The organism is Pseudoxanthomonas sp. JC1303, from assembly GCF_058448525.1.
Genome location: NZ_CP185958.1, coordinates 3018170 through 3034316, shown reverse-complemented (window position 1 = coordinate 3034316; position 16147 = coordinate 3018170). Strand labels below are relative to the sequence as shown.

Sequence of the window (16147 nt, the reverse complement as noted above, 5' to 3'; positions counted from 1 at the left end):
TTACTTGACGACCCGCAAGTGCGGGCGCTTGGCCGGTGGCGGTGCATCGTCATCTGGGGCGGGCGCGTCGGGCGTCGGCGGTTCGTCATCGTCCGAAGGACCACCCGGCCCGGCCCCGATGTCCTCGGGCAGGGCCATGCCCTGCCCGGTCTCGCGCGCATAGATCGCCAGCACCGCGGAGATCGGGACGTTCACCGGATAGCTGACGCCGCCGAAGCGGGCGCTGAAGCTTACTGTGAGGTTATCGATCACCAGGTGCGCCACGGCCCGCTGGGCGATGTTCAGCACCACGCGCCCTTCCTTCACGGCACTGGCGGGCACCTGCACACCCGACTGCGTGGCATCCACCAGCAGGTGCGGGGTCATGTCGTTGTCGGCGATCCATTCGGCCAGGGCCCGCAGCAGGTACGGACGATGGCTGGTCATCTGAGGGACGTCTTCGGTCATGGGGCCAGTTTAACCGGCCCGGCCGCAGGAGACCGTCGTTTTACGTCATGCGCGACCCACAACGGATCGCCGCCAACGGCTCAGGCCGGCAGTTCGCGCAGCTTGCGCTCCTGCTCGGTCAGGCTGCGGGCGAATCCCGGGTTGCGGAAGATCCGGTTGCCATAGTCCTCGATGACCTTGCCATCCTTCGGCAGGCCCACGTCCAGCGACTGCAGGCGCCAGATGATCGGGGCCATCGCGCAATCGGCCAGGCTCATCTCGGGATTGAGGAAGAACTTGCTGGCCTTGAACAGCGGCACCGAGGCGGTCAGCAATTCCTTGAGGCGCTTGCGGCCGGCATCGGCCTGGGCCTTGTTGCCCAACTGGATGGCCTGCACCTGCGGCACCCAATCCACCTCGATGCGCAGCATCGCCAGGCGCAGGCGCGCGCGCGACAGCGGATCGACCGGCATCAGCGGCGGATGCGGATAGCGCTCGTCGAGGTACTCGCTGACCACCGAGGCGGCGTAGAGCGTCAGGTCGCGCTCGACCAGGGTCGGCACCGAATGGTAGGGATTGAGATCGATCAGATCCTCGGGCGGATTCTGCGGATCGACCGGAACCAGATCGTAACTGACGCCCTTGGCGGCCAGTACCAACCGCACGCGGTGGCACAACACGTCATCGACGGAGGAAAACAGCGTCAGGGTGTTTCGCATGCGGGCACTCGTAACCTTTATCAGACCGATCCAGCGGCCGGACTCCCGGCCGCGCCACTGCTCAGGCTGGGTGCCTGGCTGCGCGTGCCGGACGAGCCGGTTTCACGCGACGTACTCGAACATAACAGCTGCCCACGGATTTGCGCACCCCTGCAGGAGCCCGCGCACCAGCCTCAATGGACGTCCTTCCAGAATTCCTTCTTCAACAGGTAGGCCAACAAGGTCAGCGCCACTAGGAACAGGATCACCCACACGCCCATGCTCTGACGCTTGAGCGCGGCCGGCTCGCTGGCGTACTGCAGGAAATTGGTGATGTCGCGAACGCTGCGGTCGAATTCGGCCGGGCTCTCGGTGCCCGGCGACGCCAGCCTCAAGGCCTCGACCGGCTTCTCCTTGGTCTGCGGATCCTCCGGCCCGTACTCGGCATGCTGCAGGCCCTGCAGCTCCCACAGCGGGTTGGGCATGGAGGCGTTGGGGAACAGCTTGTTGTTCCACCCAAGCGGGCGCGACTCGTCCAGGTAGAAGGACTTGAGGTAGGTGTAGATCCAGTCGGCCCCCCGCACGCGCGCGATCAGGCTCAGGTCCGGCGGCATCTTGCCGAACCACTTGGCCGCCCCGTCATGCGGCATCGCCACCTGCACCTGCTGGCCCACGGGCGCGCTGGTGAAGTTGAGGTTGTCCATCACCTGGTCCTCGGTCAGGCCCAGGTCCGAGGCCATGCGCGAGTAGCGCAGGTACTTGAGCGAGTGACAGCCCGAGCAGTACCCCATGAACAGCTTGGCGCCACGTTGCAGCGAAGCCGTATCGCCCAGGTCGTTGCCCGCCTGCTGGGTGGCTCCACCCTCGGCCGCCAGCAGCGATGCACTCATGAGCAGGCCGGCGACCAGCGCGGCCAGCTGCGGGAAGAAGCGCTTAGTCATGCGTACTCACCCGCTCGGGCACCGGCTTGGTGCGTTCCAGTCCAAAGAACGTATAGACCCACAGGAAAATGAAGAACCCAAAGTAGCAGCAGGTCAGCACGCGCCCGATGTAGGTCTCCATGATGTCCGTGCCGGGACCCGAGCCGATCTTGCCCAGGTAGATGAAGCTGAAGGCGAACACGCCCAGCGCGATCTTGTAGGCCAGCCCGCGGTAGCGGATGGAGCGGACCTTGCCGCGATCCAGCCAGGGCACGGTGAACAGGATGGCGATGGCCGAGAACATGACCAGCACGCCGCCCAGCTTGTTGGGCACCACGCGCAACATCGCGTAGTAGGGCGTGTAATACCAGACCGGCTTGATGTGCTCGGGCGTCACCAGGCGGTTGGCCTCGGTGAAGTTGTCATGCTCCAGGAACAGGCCGCCGAAGGCCGGCGCGAAGAAGATGATGAACGCCCCGATCACCAGCAGGAAGCCCACGCCCACCAGATCCTTGGCCGTGTAATACGGGTGGAAGGGGATGGTGTCGATCGGCGCCAGCTTGCTCCAGCGGTTGCCTTTGGGCCCGTGCTTGGTGTCCACGCCCTGCGGATTGTTGGAGCCCACCTCGTGCAGCGCGCCCAGGTGCAGCACCACCAGCAGCAACAGGACCAGCGGCAGCGCGATCACGTGCAGGGCGAAGAAGCGATTGAGCGTGGCGTCACTGGGCAGGTAGTCGCCCATGATCCATTCGGTCAGCCCCTGCCCGATCACCGGGATGGCGCCGAACAGCGAGATGATCACCTTGGCGCCCCAGAAGGACATCTGACCCCAGGGCAGCACATAGCCCATGAAGGCCTCGGCCATCAGCACCAGGTAGATCAGCATCCCCAGGATCCACACCAGCTCGCGTGGCTTCTGGTAGCTGCCGTACATCAGCCCGCGGAACATGTGCAGGTAGACCACGATGAAGAACAGCGAGGCGCCGGTGCTGTGCATGTACCGGATCAGCCAGCCCCACTCGACATCGCGCATGATGTACTCGACCGAGGCGAAGGCCTCGGCCGCGCTGGTCTTGTAGTTCATCGTCAGGAAGATGCCGGTGACGATCTGGTTGACCAGGATCAACAGGGCCAGCGAGCCCATGTAGTACCAGAAGTTGAAGTTCTTCGGCGCGTAGTACTCGCTCATGTGCTTGCGGTACATGGGCATCAGCCCCGGCGCACGCGCGTTGAGCCAGTCGAAGGCGCCGGTCGCCGCCCGCGAGATCACGTTGGACATCAGGCAGCTCCTTCCGGATCGACGCCAATGATGATGGTGTTGTCGTCCTGGTAGTGGTGCGGTGGCACCAGCAGGTTGATCGGCGCCGGCACGCCCTGGAACACCCGCCCGGACATGTCGAAGCGCGATTTATGGCAGGGGCAGAAGTAGCCGCCCTTCCATTCCGGATCGAACGGCTCGGGCCTGATCTCGGCGATGATCTCCGGCGAGCAACCCAGGTGGGTACACAGGCCCACCAGGACCGAGATCTCCGGCTTGATCGAACGCAGCTCGGGATTGCCCTTGAGCACGTAGGCCGGCTGCTGGTCCTTGTTCTCCGACTCCGGGTCGCGCAGACGCGGATCCAGCGTCGGCAGCGCGTCCAGGATCGCCTTGGACCGCTTGACCACCCAGATGGGCTGGCCGCGCCATTCCAGGACCATGCGCTGGCCCTCCTGCAGCCCGGTGATGTCGGCGGTCACTGGCGCACCGGCCAGCTTGGCTCGGGCACTGGGGTTCCACGATTTGATGAACGGGACGGCGAGGAATCCTGCACCCACGGCACCGACGACTGCGGTGGTGGCCGTCAGGAACCGGCGGCGCCCCGCATCCACGGGCATTGAGACCTCGTCATTGGCCATCCGTTACTCCGCGAAGCGTCTTGAGGTAGCTGTCTGGCTGCCTGGATGGGGCCTGTAAAAGACCGTCATCGCAAGAGCGCGGCCGAGTCTAACTGAATAAAAAATTGCGTCACAACAAACCCTTTTCCATCAATGACTTGCAACTTCAATCGTCGACTCGAAGTGTATTGCAGTGCAGCAGCCGTTCAGCGAGCGCCCACCGTTCCCAGGTTGGATCGGTAGCGCGTGGCCAGGACACCAACGCGCTGCACGTAAAGCTGGGTCTCGGCATACGGTGGCACCCCACCGTTGCGGTCGACCGCCCCCTCGCCCGCGTTGTAACCGGCCGCGGCCAGGGTCAGGTCGCCGTTGTAACGCTTGAGCAGGAAAGCCAGGTACTTCACCCCGCCGCGGATGTTCTGGGCCGCGTCGTAGGCATCGGCGACCCCGAAACGGGCCGCCGTCGCGGGCATGAGCTGCATCAGGCCCATCGCCCCGGCATGCGAGAGCGCCAGGGGGTTGAACGAGGACTCAGCGTGGATGATGGCCCGCACGATGGCCTCTTCCACGCCGTATTCGCGGGCCGCCGCGGCGATCTCGCTCTCATAGGCCACGGTGTTGAGCCGCACCGCGCCGAAATCCACGCCCGGGTTGCCGCAGGCGTAGCAAGTCTCGATATAGCTGTAATGGATCGTGCGCAGGTTGCTGACCGCCACACCGCGCGGCCTGGCGCTGGTGTAGTTGCGTACGCCGTCCTTGATGAACGAGTAGACCTGCCCGCTGACCACCCGCTGCGGATGCGCGGCGGCGGGTTTGGGCGCCACGGCCACGGCTGCCGGTGCAATCGTGCTCGTGGGAGCCGACTCCACCTTGGGCGCGGCCTTGGGTGATGGCGCCGGTGGCGGTGCGGAAACGCGCGCCGCCTTGCGGTTCGGCGCGGGGCGGTACTGGCTGACGACCGTGCAACGGGTCCCGGCGATGCGCTTGCTGACGTAGGCCGGCACGCCATCGGCGCCGACGCACTTGTACAGAGTGCCGGCGCTGGCCGGCAGCGCGACCAGCGATGCGGCGATCATCCCCAGTCGCAGCCATCCCCTCATGGCGCGAAGTGTCCCAGCTTATCAAGGACTTAACAAGCGATTCATCTGGAATTTCGCGCTGACTTTCGGGAAGCGCATCCCGCAACCGGGCCTGTCGGAAGTTCCGCGCCCGGAAGCGCGGGAGCGCTGTTGGCCAAGGCCGCTTCCACGCCGTCCACCCGGCGCGAAGACCTCACCCGACCGCTCGCAACCCGATAAACTAGGCGGCTTTCCCGCCCACCCGACTGGATTAAGCGCCATGACCGGGACGCCAGACGTCACCACGCCCTTCGCAGGCGACACCCCCCTCGTGCCCCTGCCCGGCCAGCGCAAGCCGCCGGCCAACGTGCGCGGCAAGCTGTACATCAAGACCCACGGTTGCCAGATGAACGAGTACGACTCGGCCAAGATGGCCGACGTGCTGGCCGACGCCGAGGGCCTGGAGTTGACCGACAGGCCCGAAGAGGCCGACGTCATCCTGGTCAATACCTGCTCGATCCGCGAGAAGGCGCAGGAAAAGGTCTTCAGCCAGCTCGGCCGCTGGAAGGAATTCAAGACCGGCGGGCGCGAGGTCATCATCGGCGTGGGCGGCTGCGTGGCCTCGCAGGAGGGCGAAGCCATCGTCAAGCGCGCCCCTTACGTGGACCTGGTGTTCGGCCCACAGACCCTGCACCGCCTGCCCGAGCTGATCCGCGCGCGCCGCGAGCAGAACAAGCCGCAGGTCGACATCAGCTTCCCGGAGATCGAGAAGTTCGACGCCCTGCCGCAGCCGCGTGCCGAGGGCCCCTCGGCGTTCGTCTCGATCATGGAAGGCTGCAGCAAGTACTGCAGCTTCTGCGTGGTGCCCTACACCCGCGGCACCGAAGTCAGTCGTCCGTTTGAGGACGTATTGGTGGAAGTGGCGCAGTTGGCCGCCCAGGGCGTGCGCGAGATCAACCTGCTCGGCCAGAACGTCAATGCCTATCGCGGTCCGTATGGCGAGGACGGCGAAGTGGCCGACCTGGGCATGCTGATCCGCACGATCGCCGAAATCGACGGTGTGGGCCGCATCCGCTTCACCACCTCACATCCGCTGGAATTTTCCGACTCGCTGGTTGATGCCTACCGCGATGTGCCGCAGCTGGCCAACTACCTGCACCTGCCGGTGCAGGCCGGCAGCGATCGCATCCTCAGCGCGATGAAGCGTGGCTACACCGCACTGGAATTCAAGTCCAAGATCCGCAAGCTGCGCGCGGTGCGCCCGGACATCTCGATCAGCTCGGACTTCATCGTCGGCTTCCCCGGTGAGACCGATGCGGATTTCGAGAAGACCATGAAGCTGATCGAGGACGTGGGCTTCGACCAGAGCTTTTCCTTCATCTACTCGCGCCGCCCCGGCACGCCGGCGGCCGACCTGGAGGACACCACCAGCGACGCGGACAAGCACGCCCGCCTGTCGCGCCTGCAGGCCCGCATCAATGCGTTTGCCGCGAACATCTCGCAGAAGATGGTTGGCAGCGTGCAGACCGTGCTGGTCGAAGGGCCGTCGCGCAAGAATCCCAACGAGCTGACCGGCAAGACCGAGAACATGCGCTCGGTGAACTTCCCGGCGCCGGCGCGGCTGATCGGCCAGTTCGTCGACGTAGTGATCACCGAGGCGCTGAGCAACTCGCTGCGGGGTCGGGTGGTCACGCCGCTGGACGACGCCGCGTGACCGCGCGCATCAACCGCGACACCCGCCTGTGCATGTCCCTGTCGGCACGGCCGGGCAACTTCGGCACGCGCTTCCAGAACTATCTCTACGAGGCGCTGGGCCTGGACTACGTCTACAAGGCGTTTTCCACCACCGACCTGGCCGGCGCGATCACCGGCATCCGCGCCCTGGACATCCGCGGCTGCGCGGTGTCCATGCCGTTCAAGGAGGCCTGCATTGCGCTGATCGACGGCCTGGAGCCGTCCGCGGCGGCGATCGACTCGGTCAACACCATCGTCAATACCGGCGGCGTGCTGCGTGGGCACAACACCGATTACGCCGCCGTAGCCTCGCTGATCGCCGACAGCGGACTGTCCACCCGCACATGCGTCGCCCTGCGCGGCAGCGGCGGCATGGGCAAGGCCGTGGCCTGCGCCCTGCGCGATGCCGGCTTTGCCGACGGCACCATCGTGGCCCGCAACGCCGTGGCCGGGCAGCGCCTGGCGCGCCAGGCCGGCTGGGCGTGGGCCGCCGACATGGGCGGCGTGTCAGCGGGCCTGCTGGTCAACGTCACTCCGGTCGGCATGGACGGAGGACCGGAAGCGGGCCAGTTGGCCTTCACCGAGGCCGAGGTGGCCGCCGCCGACCTGATCTTCGACGTGGTCGCCATCCCGGTGGAAACCCCGCTGATCCGTCTGGCGCGTGCGCTGGGCAAGCCGGTGATCACCGGCGGCCAGGTGATCGTGCTGCAGGCGGTGGAGCAGTTCGTGCTGTACACCGGCGTATGCCCGGACCAGGCCCTGATCGCCAAGGCCGCCGCGCACGCGCTGGCCTGAGACTCGACGCACTCGATCAAACCCTCATCCAGCGTTGCACGCAGGGCCTGCACGGGCAGGCATCGGTCGCCCGATGCTGACGAAGGTCTCCGTGCCGATCAGCACATGCCTGCGGCACTGCGACCGCACAGACTCGGCGACAACGCCTCTCGGCCAGCTGCCACGCCGCCATGCTCACGCAGGCGGCCATTTGCCCTGACGCCCCTGATGGCATCAAAAGCGAACTTCCCCCCTGGTGTTGCCTGATCCATGAAACCGCATTCCCCGTTCCGCGAGGTGGGTTGGTTCCTCGTCTGGCTGGCTGCACTGAGCGCCCCGACATGCGCTTTCATCGTCCACCTGGGCAGCCAGCCGCCGATGATGTCGCGAATGCTCATGTGGTGCCCGGGCACCGCGGCATTGCTCGCCTGCCTGACCTGCCGGCGTGACCCACGCACGCTTGGCTGGCACTGGCCTGCTGGCCGCTTCATGGCCCTGGCCTACTTCCTGCCGTGGCTGTATGCGATCCCGGTCTACGTGCTCACGTGGTGGATGCTCCCGGGCGCCTTTGATTGGCAGCTCTATGCCTCGCCACTGGCCGAGCAGTACCACGTTGCCTCACATCCGGATGCCTTTGCAGCGCTGTTTGGCATCCCGACCACGATGACCTTGCTCGTGATCAGCACATCCGCCTGGGCGCTGGGCGAGGAGATTGGCTGGCGCGGCTTCCTGGCGCCACGGCTCTACCCACGATTGGGGCTGGCCGGCACCAGCGTGGCCAGCGGGCTGCTCTGGGCCGTCTGGCATTACCCCAGCCTGCTGGGCGCCGACTACAACGCCGGCACGCCCCCAGTCTATGCCGTGGGATGCTTCACGGCGCTGGTGGTGGCCCTGTCTTTCATGATGACCTGGCTACGCATGGCGTCCGGCAGCATATGGCCTTGCGTCATGCTGCACGCAGCGCATAACACGCTGATCCAAGCGGTATTGGACAGCATGACCGCCGAGCACGGAACTGCCGCCTATGTCACCACTGAATTCGGCGCCGGCACTGCACTGGCCGCTTGGGTCATCGTGGCCGCACTGCTCGCAAGGACTCGTGCCAAACGCACATCTGTGCTCCAAGCCAGGTCTGTGCGCTGATCGCCTGGGCCGCCGCGCACGCGGACGGATCAGCGCCTGGCGCGCATCCGCGGCACGGGTGCGGACGACACGCCCTCCGCGCGCAGGCTGTCCACCAGCGAGAACACCCAGGGCCGCAGCGCCACCAGCATGCCGACGCTGCGCCGACGCTCCGGCGGCAGGCTGACATCCAGTTCGGCGGCTTCCTTGAAGTCGGCCACCAGCTTGTCCAGCTTGCGCCGCAGCGTGGCGGCTGAGGCCTCGCCCAGTTCGCGGATCTCCAGCGCGAAATGCGCCTGCGCCGCGGCGAAATCGTCCTTCAGGAATTCATGACTGGCCATCTGCAGGTAGCGCTGGCGCACCGGGCCGTCGTCGCGCCAGGAGAAATCGCGCGGCACCCGCAGGCGCACGTGGTCACCGGGCAGCAGCTCCAGCAGCCGCAACCGGTCCAGTTGCGCGAGCAGCCGCACCAGTTCGGTCGGCTTGAGCCCGTAGCCTTCGCCGATGGCCGCGGTGCGCCAGCCCTGGCACAGCAGGTGGAACACCGTCATCAACCGCGGCTCGGCGGCCAGCGCGTGCTCCTGGTGCAAGGTGAGGTGGCGGCGCGATTCCCGCGTGCCCCGGGCACTGCGCGCTAGGTCGAAGAAATCGACGTCCAACACCTCGCAGATCTGCTCCAAGCGGGTCAGGTCCATGCGGCCACTGGACAGCACGCGCTTGATCGTCGGCTCGGACACGCCCAGTGCAGCGGCCAGGTCGGCGTAGCGCCAGCCCCGCTCCTTGAGCAGGCGTTTGAGCGCAATCAGCAGGCGTTCGCGGTCGGCCATGGCGATGGAGGCTCGATGCAGAAAGACGGCAGGGATCATATTCCGATACTTGATGGGCCGTGATTGCGCGTGGCGATGCCCGGGCACGACGGTGGACGCTCCTCTCGCGACCAAGTCCGCGCCCATGTCCGCCCTGCCCGCCTCCGCGCCGCCACCGGCCCAGTTGCTCAACGATGTCCACGCCCGTCTCAACCCCACCCGCGCACGCGTGCTACGGCCCGCCAATGCGGCCGAGGCCTGCGAGACCGTCCGCGCCAGCGCGCGGGCTGGCCTGCCGCTGATCGCCGCCGGCGCCCGCCACGCCATGGGCGGACAACAGTTCCTCAGCGACGGCCAGGTGCTGGACACCTCGGCGCTGGCGCGGGTGATCGCCTTCGACAACGCCCGCGGCCTGGTCACGGTCGAAGCCGGCATCCGCTGGCCAGCGCTGCTGGCCTGGCTGGCAGCGTGCCCGGACAACACAGCGGGCTGGACGATCCGCCAGAAACAGACCGGCGCGGACGACTTCAGCCTGGGCGGTGCGCTGGCGGCCAACGTGCACGGACGCGGCCTGTGCCTGGCCCCCTTCGTGGAAGACGTGGAAGACCTGGTGCTGGTCGACGCCGACGGCCACTGCGTGCAGAGCAGTCGCAGCCAGCGCCCGGACCTGTTCGCCCTGGTCGCAGGCGGCTACGGGCTGTTCGGTCTGGTGGTGCAGCTGACCCTGCGCCTGACCCCAAGACGGACCCTGCGCCGCCAGGTCTCGCTGGCGCGCGTGGGCGGGCTGCAGCGCGCGTTCGAGGACGCGATCGCCCAGGGCTGCACGTTTGGCGATTTCCAGTTCGCGATCGATCCGCGCAGCGAGGATTTCCTCGACCTGGGCGTGCTGTCCTGCTATCGCCCGGTCGAGGGTGTCGAGCCCGACGCACCGCGCCACCTGCAGGCCGAGGACTTCGCGCGACTGCTGTTGCTGGCGCATCACGCCCCCTCCCGGGCCTTCGACGAATACGCCGATTTCTACCTGGCCACCGACGGCCAGCACTACGCCAGCGATGCCCAGCAGAGCGGCGTGTACCTGGATGGCTATCACGCAGCGGTCGATCGCAGCCTGGGCCACTGCGGATCGGAAATGATCACCGAGCTGTACGTGCCGCGCGGCGCGCTGGCCGGCTTCATGGGACGCGCCGCCGACAGCCTGCGCCGCCACCACGCGCAGCCCATCTACGGCACCGTGCGCCTGATCGAGCGCGACCCGACCAGCGTGCTGGCCTGGGCGCGACAGGACTGGGCCTGCGTGGTGTTCAACCTGCACGTGCAGCACGGCCCGGCCGGCGTGCAGACCGCCGCGGTCGCGTTCCGCGCCTTGATCGACGACGCCTTGTGGTTTGGTGGCAGCTATTACCTGACCTATCACCGCTGGGCCACCCGCGAACAGGTGCAGGCCGCGCATCCGCGCTTCGCGGAATTCCTGCGCGCCAAGCGTGCGCTCGATCCGCAGGAACGCTGGCAAAGCGACTGGTATCGCCATCACCTGGCCCTGGTGGGGCGCTGAGGTGCGCATGTCGACCTCGCTGCTGCTGGCCGCCGCCGCCGTGCGCCAGGCCCGCACGGACCCCACGCCGGACGCCCAACACAACGCCGCACTGGCCCGTGCCTGCCTGGAGCGTGCAGGCAAGACCGGGCGGCACCTGCTGCGTGCGGTCGACACCGCGCTGGGGCGCGGCCTGCTGCGCCTTGTCGAGGCCGGCTGCCTGCCCGGTCTCGGCGCGCACTACGCCTGGCGCAAGCGCCGGATCGGTCAGTGGGCCGCGCAGGCCTGCGCCGACGGCGTGCGCCAGGTGTTGATCCTGGGCGCGGGCCTGGACGGGCTGTCGCAACGGCTGCTGGCTCAGACGCCCGCATTGCGCGTGTTCGAGTTCGACCGCGCCGACACGCTGGCGATCAAGCGCGACGCCCTGCGGGCATTGGGCCTGGACGATCCACGCCTGCACCTGTGCCCAGGCGAATTGGGCAAGGTGCCGCTGGCATGCTGGCAACGCGGCCTGCCTGGCGTCGTGCCTGAACAGGCCACGCTGGTGATCGCCGAGGGCGTGCTGATGTACCTGCCGCTGGAGGCGGCGCAGACGCTGCTGCGCCAGCTCGCCCGGGCCCTGCCCGATGCGCGCCTGATCGCCACCGCCATGGATCTGCGACCCGATGGCGCGCCCGGTTTCGCCCGCCAGCGGCCCTGGGTGCGCACCTGGCTGGGGCGGCGCGGCGAGCCCTTCCGCTGGGGCGCGCCGCGCCAGGCCTTGCCCGGCCTGCTGGGCCACGGTGGCGTGCGCCTGGCCGCGATCGCCGAGCCCGGTGACCCAGACGATCCCGACCCCGCACCGGGTGAATGGGTGTTCCGCGGAGACCTGACGCATCCGCACCACAGCGTTCCGGCCGCCCCCGCACACGCCCGACTCAGGGCGCCCGCGCTACCCTAGGCGGTCTATGACCAAGCACCATCACGATTTCACCCTCGACCCCTACGACACCGAGCAACTGGCCAACCTGGCCGGGCCATTCGACGCGCACCTGCGCCAGATCGAATTGAAGCTGGGCGTGGAAATCTCCAACCGCGGCAACGTGTTTCGCGTGGAAGGCCCGGAAAAGGCCGCGCGCGCCACCGAGCAGTTGCTGCGCGCGCTCTATGCCGAGGCGGCCACCGAGGTCTTCGACGCCGATGCCATTCATTTGCGCATGAACGAGGCCAACCTGGAGCACCTGGCCAGCGACGGCTACGCGCCGCAAGAAGTGGCGATCAAGGTAAAGCGCGGCACCGTGCGCGGGCGCGGCCCCAACCAGGCCGCCTACCTGCACGCCATCGCCACTCACGACATCAATTTCGGCATCGGCCCGGCCGGCACCGGCAAGACCTTCCTGGCCGTGGCCATGGCCGTGGAGGCGTTGAACGAGGCCCGCGTGCAACGCCTGATCCTGGTGCGCCCGGCGGTGGAGGCCGGCGAGAAACTGGGCTTCCTGCCCGGCGACCTGAGCCAGAAGGTCGATCCCTACCTACGCCCGCTCTACGACGCGCTGTACGAGATGCTGGGCGTGGAAAAAGTCGCCAAGCTTCTGGAGAAGAACGTCATCGAGATCGCGCCACTGGCCTACATGCGCGGGCGCACGCTCAACGATGCGTTCGTGATCCTGGACGAGGCACAGAACACCACCATCGAGCAGATGAAGATGTTCCTGACCCGCATCGGCTTCGGCAGTACCGCGGTGGTCACCGGCGACATGAGCCAGACCGACCTGCCCAAGCACATCCGCTCCGGTCTCAAGGACGCCACCGAGGTATTGCGCGGCGTGGAGGGCGTGTCCTTCAGCTTCTTCGGCGCGCGCGACGTGGTGCGCCATCCGCTGGTGGCGCGCATCGTGCGGGCTTACGATGCGCGCGATGACAAGTCCGGCGATGCCGATCCGGTGTGAGTTGAGTTCGACATGACCCAAGGTCCCATCCATCTGCAGGTCGCGGTCAGCTACGCGCTGCCACGCGCCGGCCTGCCCGCCGCGGTGTCTTTTCGCAAATGGGTCGCCGCCGCGCTCAAGGGCCGCATCCGTGAGGCCGACCTGGCCATCCGCATCGTGGATGCCAAGGAAGGGCGTTCGCTCAATCGCCACTACCGCGGCAAGGACTACGCGACCAACGTGCTGTCCTTCCCCGGCGAGATGGACCCGGAAATCAAGCTGCCCAAGGGGGTGACCCTGCCCTTGTTGGGCGACCTGGTGATCTGCGCGCCGGTGGTGGCGCGCGAGGCCCGCGACCAGGACAAAGCACTGGCCGCGCACTACGCCCACCTGACCGTGCACGGCACCCTGCACCTGCTGGGCTGGGATCACGAGGACGACAAGGAAGCCGAGGCCATGGAACAGCTGGAACGCGAGATCCTGGCCGAGTTGGGCATCGACGACCCCTACGCGTCCGAGAACGAGGCATGACCGTGCGGGTCAATGCCGCCTGCGTGGCGGCCGCTCTGATCCTGTGCTCCGGCCTGGCGTCGGCCAGCGCACCCGCACCCACCCCCGCGGACACCGCTGACAAGACGGCAGCGCCTGCCGCGCCCGACCTGCCGGCCCTGATCGAGTGCCGCCGGGAGATCGCCGATTTCCTCAAGCTCGACCCGGCCGTGCACGATCCACTCAAGGCCGTGGCCCTGGGCTGGAAGCCGCTGCCGCAGGTCAACCCGTTCATGACCGAATTCGAGCTGACCGCGCCGATCACGGTGTTCGGCCACCCGACCCGCCACATCGCCTTTTCCGGCGACAGCGTCATGGCGATCCTGGACCTGCCCGACCCGCGCCCGCTGGCCCATCAACTCCAGTTGGAGACCGGGATCGACACGCCCGCCAAGGCGATCTTCGGCAAGCAGCTGCGCGCGACCGAGCGGTTCGATCCGGACAGCGGCCAGACCCTCATCCAGGCGATCATCCTCAACGTCTCCAACGTGGCCACCCACCCGGGCAAGACCCTGGTCGGCTGCAGCTACAACCTGGACACCGAAGGTCCGGAACCGGAGCCCGCCAGCCCGCCTCCGGCAGCGGCCAACGCCGTGCCAAACGCCGACTGAGACCCTCGACCGGACGTCAAAACCGTTCTGCTAGACTGCCGGCCACGCCCGCTGTTTGACGGGTGCCTTCACCCCACCAATGTCAGAAGACGACAGTACAACCGCGTCGGAACTTCCCGAAAAACGGCGCAGCTGGCTCGACCGTTTGAGCCATGCGTTCTCAGGCGAGCCTGAATCCCGCGAGGACCTGCTCGCGCTGCTGCGCGATGCCCAGCACAACGGCCTGCTGGAGGCCGATACCTTCACGATGATGGAAGGCGCCATGTCGGTCGCCGAACTCACCGTGGGCGATGTGATGGTCTCCCGCTCGCAGATGGTATCGCTGGCGCAGGACACCCCCTTCGTGGAACTCATGCACCAGGTGGTCGAATCCGGCCACTCGCGCTTCCCGGTGCATGGGGACAACAAGGACGAGATCCTGGGCATCCTGCTGGCCAAGGATCTGCTGCGCGGGGTGGTCGACAAGGGACCGCAGAGCGTGCGCGAACTGCTGCGCCCGGCGGTGCTGATCCCCGAGTCGAAGAAGCTCAACGTCCTGCTCAAGGAATTCCGGCTCTCGCGCAACCACATGGCCATCGTGGTGGACGAGTACGGCGGCGTGGCCGGCCTGGTCACCATCGAGGACGTGCTGGAACAGATCGTCGGCGAGATCGACGACGAGCACGACGAGGCCGAGGACGAAGCCTCGCTGATCGCCGCGCAGGCCGATGGCCAATACGTGGTCGATGCGCTGACCCCCATCGAGGACTTCAACGAGCGCTTCGGCGCCGACTTCCCCGATGACGAATATGACACGGTCGGCGGCCTGGTCACCGACGCGATCGGCCACCTGCCCGAAACGGGCGAGGAACTGACGCTGGGACGTTTCGAGTTCCGCGTGGCCCGCGCGGACGGGCGTCGCGTGCACGCCTTCCACGTCGGCATCCTGTCAGACACCTGATGCGGCGACTGCATGCCCTGCTGGCACGCATCGCGTGCGCGCTGCTGCTGGCGCTGCTGGCCGGCACGGCGGTGGCCGCGCCGCGCATCGGGGTGATGACGATGCAGCCGGGCGAGGTGTTCTTCGAGCGCTTCGGGCACGACGCGTTGGTGGTGGCCGATCCGCAGACCGGTCAGGCGACCTCGTACAACTTCGGCTTCTTCGACCCGGACGAGCCCGGTTTCCTGGGCCGCTTCATTGACGGCAAGATGATGTACTACCTGGTCGCGCTGCCGCTGCAGCAGGACCTGCAGACCTATCGCGAGGAGGGCCGCGGGGTCTCGATCCAGTGGCTGGACCTGACGCCCGAGCAGGCCGATGCACTGGCCTATTCGCTAGCCTGGCGCGCGCAGCCGCAGAACGCGCGTTATCCCTACGACTACTTCACCAGCAATTGCGCTACCCAGGTCCGCGATGCGATCGACGCGGTGATGCGCGGCGCGTTGAAGAAACAACTGGCCGGGCGCTCGCGCGGCAATACCTACCGCAGCGAAGCCGTGCGTCTGGCCTCGCCGGCGTGGTGGATGTGGATTGGCTTCGACCTGGGCTTCGGCCCGTACGCCGACCAGCAGCTCTCGCGCTGGACCGAGTCGTTCGTGCCCATGCGCCTGGCCCAGGCCCTGGCCCAGGTAAAGAACACCGAAGGCCGGCCGCTGGTCCAACAGACCCAGCAGCTGTTGCCGCACCGCATCGCCCCCGAGCCGCCGGAAACCGCGCGACGCTGGTGGCCGTGGCTGTGCATCGGGGTGGCAATCACCATCGCACTGGTCGCCCTGGGGCGCCGCCACCGGCGCGCGGTGGCGGCCTTCGCCCTGCCGTTCTGGCTGCTGTGCACGCTGGCCGGCGCGTTGATGCTGTTCATCTGGTTCGGCTCGGGCCATGTAGCCGGCTGGGCCAACCGCAACCTGCTGCTGTTCAACCCGCTGTGCGTGCTGTTGCTGTGGCCGGCGGTGCAGCTGCTGCGTGGGCGCCCGCTGCGGCGCTGGCAGGGCTGGCTGCTGCGGGCGGTGGCGGTGATCGCGGTGCTGGCGTGGATGCTGCACTGGTTTCCGTTTGGCCAGCAGAACAACGTGGCCTGGGTCGTGCTGATGCTGCCAATCCATCTGGCGATTGCATACGTATTCACTGGGCAACGCGGCTTGTCGCGCTGATCC

General features: G+C 67.3%; 17 protein-coding genes. 10 read left to right on the top strand and 7 right to left on the bottom strand.

Annotated features, from left to right (window positions below; translation table 11 throughout):
* The 6 genes from ACORQU_RS13560 to ACORQU_RS13535 all read right to left on the bottom strand — a co-directional run bounded on the left by ACORQU_RS13560 (position 1) and on the right by ACORQU_RS13535 (position 5022).
* The gene (locus tag ACORQU_RS13560) at positions 1 to 447 is read right to left on the bottom strand and encodes a ClpXP protease specificity-enhancing factor (protein WP_491641643.1); all 447 of its coding nucleotides are present in this window, start codon (positions 445 to 447) and stop codon (positions 1 to 3) included.
* Between the two features lie 80 nt (positions 448 to 527).
* Complete coding sequence (locus ACORQU_RS13555; protein ID WP_491641641.1) at positions 528 to 1145, bottom strand: glutathione S-transferase N-terminal domain-containing protein; 618 nt, start codon at positions 1143 to 1145, stop codon at positions 528 to 530.
* 173 nt (positions 1146 to 1318) lie between these two features.
* The gene (locus tag ACORQU_RS13550) at positions 1319 to 2065 is read right to left on the bottom strand and encodes a cytochrome c1 (RefSeq protein WP_491641640.1); all 747 of its coding nucleotides are present in this window, start codon (positions 2063 to 2065) and stop codon (positions 1319 to 1321) included.
* Positions 2058 to 3323 carry a cytochrome b gene (locus tag ACORQU_RS13545; protein WP_491641639.1) on the bottom strand — a complete coding sequence of 422 codons (1266 nt, stop codon included), beginning with the start codon at positions 3321 to 3323 and terminating at the stop codon, positions 2058 to 2060. The genes ACORQU_RS13550 and ACORQU_RS13545 overlap by 8 nt, the downstream gene beginning before the upstream one ends.
* Positions 3323 to 3943, bottom strand: coding sequence for a ubiquinol-cytochrome c reductase iron-sulfur subunit (petA, locus tag ACORQU_RS13540; RefSeq protein WP_271646735.1), 621 nt, complete (start codon positions 3941 to 3943; stop codon positions 3323 to 3325). Before petA ends, ACORQU_RS13545 begins: the two co-directional genes overlap by 1 nt.
* A 185-nt stretch (positions 3944 to 4128) precedes the next feature.
* Positions 4129 to 5022 (bottom strand): lytic transglycosylase domain-containing protein, encoded by an 894-nt coding sequence (locus ACORQU_RS13535; RefSeq protein ID WP_491641638.1) that lies wholly within the window; start codon positions 5020 to 5022, stop codon positions 4129 to 4131.
* 238 nt (positions 5023 to 5260) lie between these two features.
* On the opposite strand from ACORQU_RS13535, the gene miaB reads away from it, so the two are divergent.
* From miaB to ACORQU_RS13520, 3 genes are all read left to right on the top strand, one after another.
* Positions 5261 to 6694 (top strand): tRNA (N6-isopentenyl adenosine(37)-C2)-methylthiotransferase MiaB, encoded by a 1434-nt coding sequence (gene miaB / locus ACORQU_RS13530; RefSeq protein WP_491641637.1) that lies wholly within the window; start codon positions 5261 to 5263, stop codon positions 6692 to 6694.
* Positions 6691 to 7509, top strand: coding sequence for a shikimate 5-dehydrogenase (locus ACORQU_RS13525; protein ID WP_491641636.1), 819 nt, complete (start codon positions 6691 to 6693; stop codon positions 7507 to 7509). Before miaB ends, ACORQU_RS13525 begins: the two co-directional genes overlap by 4 nt.
* Positions 7510 to 7758: 249 nt before the next feature.
* A complete protein-coding gene (locus ACORQU_RS13520; protein ID WP_491641635.1) occupies positions 7759 to 8631 on the top strand; it encodes a CPBP family intramembrane glutamic endopeptidase in 873 nt (290 codons plus the stop codon).
* Positions 8632 to 8660: 29 nt separating this feature from the next.
* On the opposite strand, the gene ACORQU_RS13515 is transcribed toward ACORQU_RS13520, so the two are convergent.
* Positions 8661 to 9476 (bottom strand): helix-turn-helix domain-containing protein, encoded by an 816-nt coding sequence (locus ACORQU_RS13515; protein ID WP_491641634.1) that lies wholly within the window; start codon positions 9474 to 9476, stop codon positions 8661 to 8663.
* A gap of 85 nt (positions 9477 to 9561) precedes the next feature.
* On the opposite strand from ACORQU_RS13515, the gene ACORQU_RS13510 reads away from it, so the two are divergent.
* The 7 genes from ACORQU_RS13510 to ACORQU_RS13480 all read left to right on the top strand — a co-directional run bounded on the left by ACORQU_RS13510 (position 9562) and on the right by ACORQU_RS13480 (position 16144).
* Positions 9562 to 10968, top strand: a complete 1407-nt coding sequence (locus ACORQU_RS13510) for an FAD-binding oxidoreductase (RefSeq protein WP_491641633.1) — start codon at positions 9562 to 9564, stop codon at positions 10966 to 10968.
* A gap of 7 nt (positions 10969 to 10975) precedes the next feature.
* Positions 10976 to 11887: a class I SAM-dependent methyltransferase gene (locus tag ACORQU_RS13505; protein WP_491641632.1), complete on the top strand. Its 912-nt coding sequence runs from the start codon at positions 10976 to 10978 to the stop codon at positions 11885 to 11887.
* A 7-nt stretch (positions 11888 to 11894) separates the two neighbouring features.
* Positions 11895 to 12875 carry a PhoH family protein gene (locus ACORQU_RS13500; RefSeq protein WP_491641631.1) on the top strand — a complete coding sequence of 327 codons (981 nt, stop codon included), beginning with the start codon at positions 11895 to 11897 and terminating at the stop codon, positions 12873 to 12875.
* Positions 12876 to 12887: 12 nt separating this feature from the next.
* Positions 12888 to 13385: an rRNA maturation RNase YbeY gene (ybeY, locus tag ACORQU_RS13495; RefSeq protein ID WP_491641629.1), complete on the top strand. Its 498-nt coding sequence runs from the start codon at positions 12888 to 12890 to the stop codon at positions 13383 to 13385.
* Complete coding sequence (locus ACORQU_RS13490) at positions 13382 to 14014, top strand: hypothetical protein (RefSeq protein WP_271646745.1); 633 nt, start codon at positions 13382 to 13384, stop codon at positions 14012 to 14014. Before ybeY ends, ACORQU_RS13490 begins: the two co-directional genes overlap by 4 nt.
* A gap of 79 nt (positions 14015 to 14093) precedes the next feature.
* A complete protein-coding gene (locus tag ACORQU_RS13485) occupies positions 14094 to 14954 on the top strand; it encodes a CorC family transporter (RefSeq protein WP_271646746.1) in 861 nt (286 codons plus the stop codon).
* Positions 14954 to 16144, top strand: a complete 1191-nt coding sequence (locus tag ACORQU_RS13480) for a lipoprotein N-acyltransferase Lnb domain-containing protein (protein ID WP_491641628.1) — start codon at positions 14954 to 14956, stop codon at positions 16142 to 16144. The genes ACORQU_RS13485 and ACORQU_RS13480 overlap by 1 nt, the downstream gene beginning before the upstream one ends.
* Positions 16145 to 16147 lie beyond the last annotated feature (3 nt).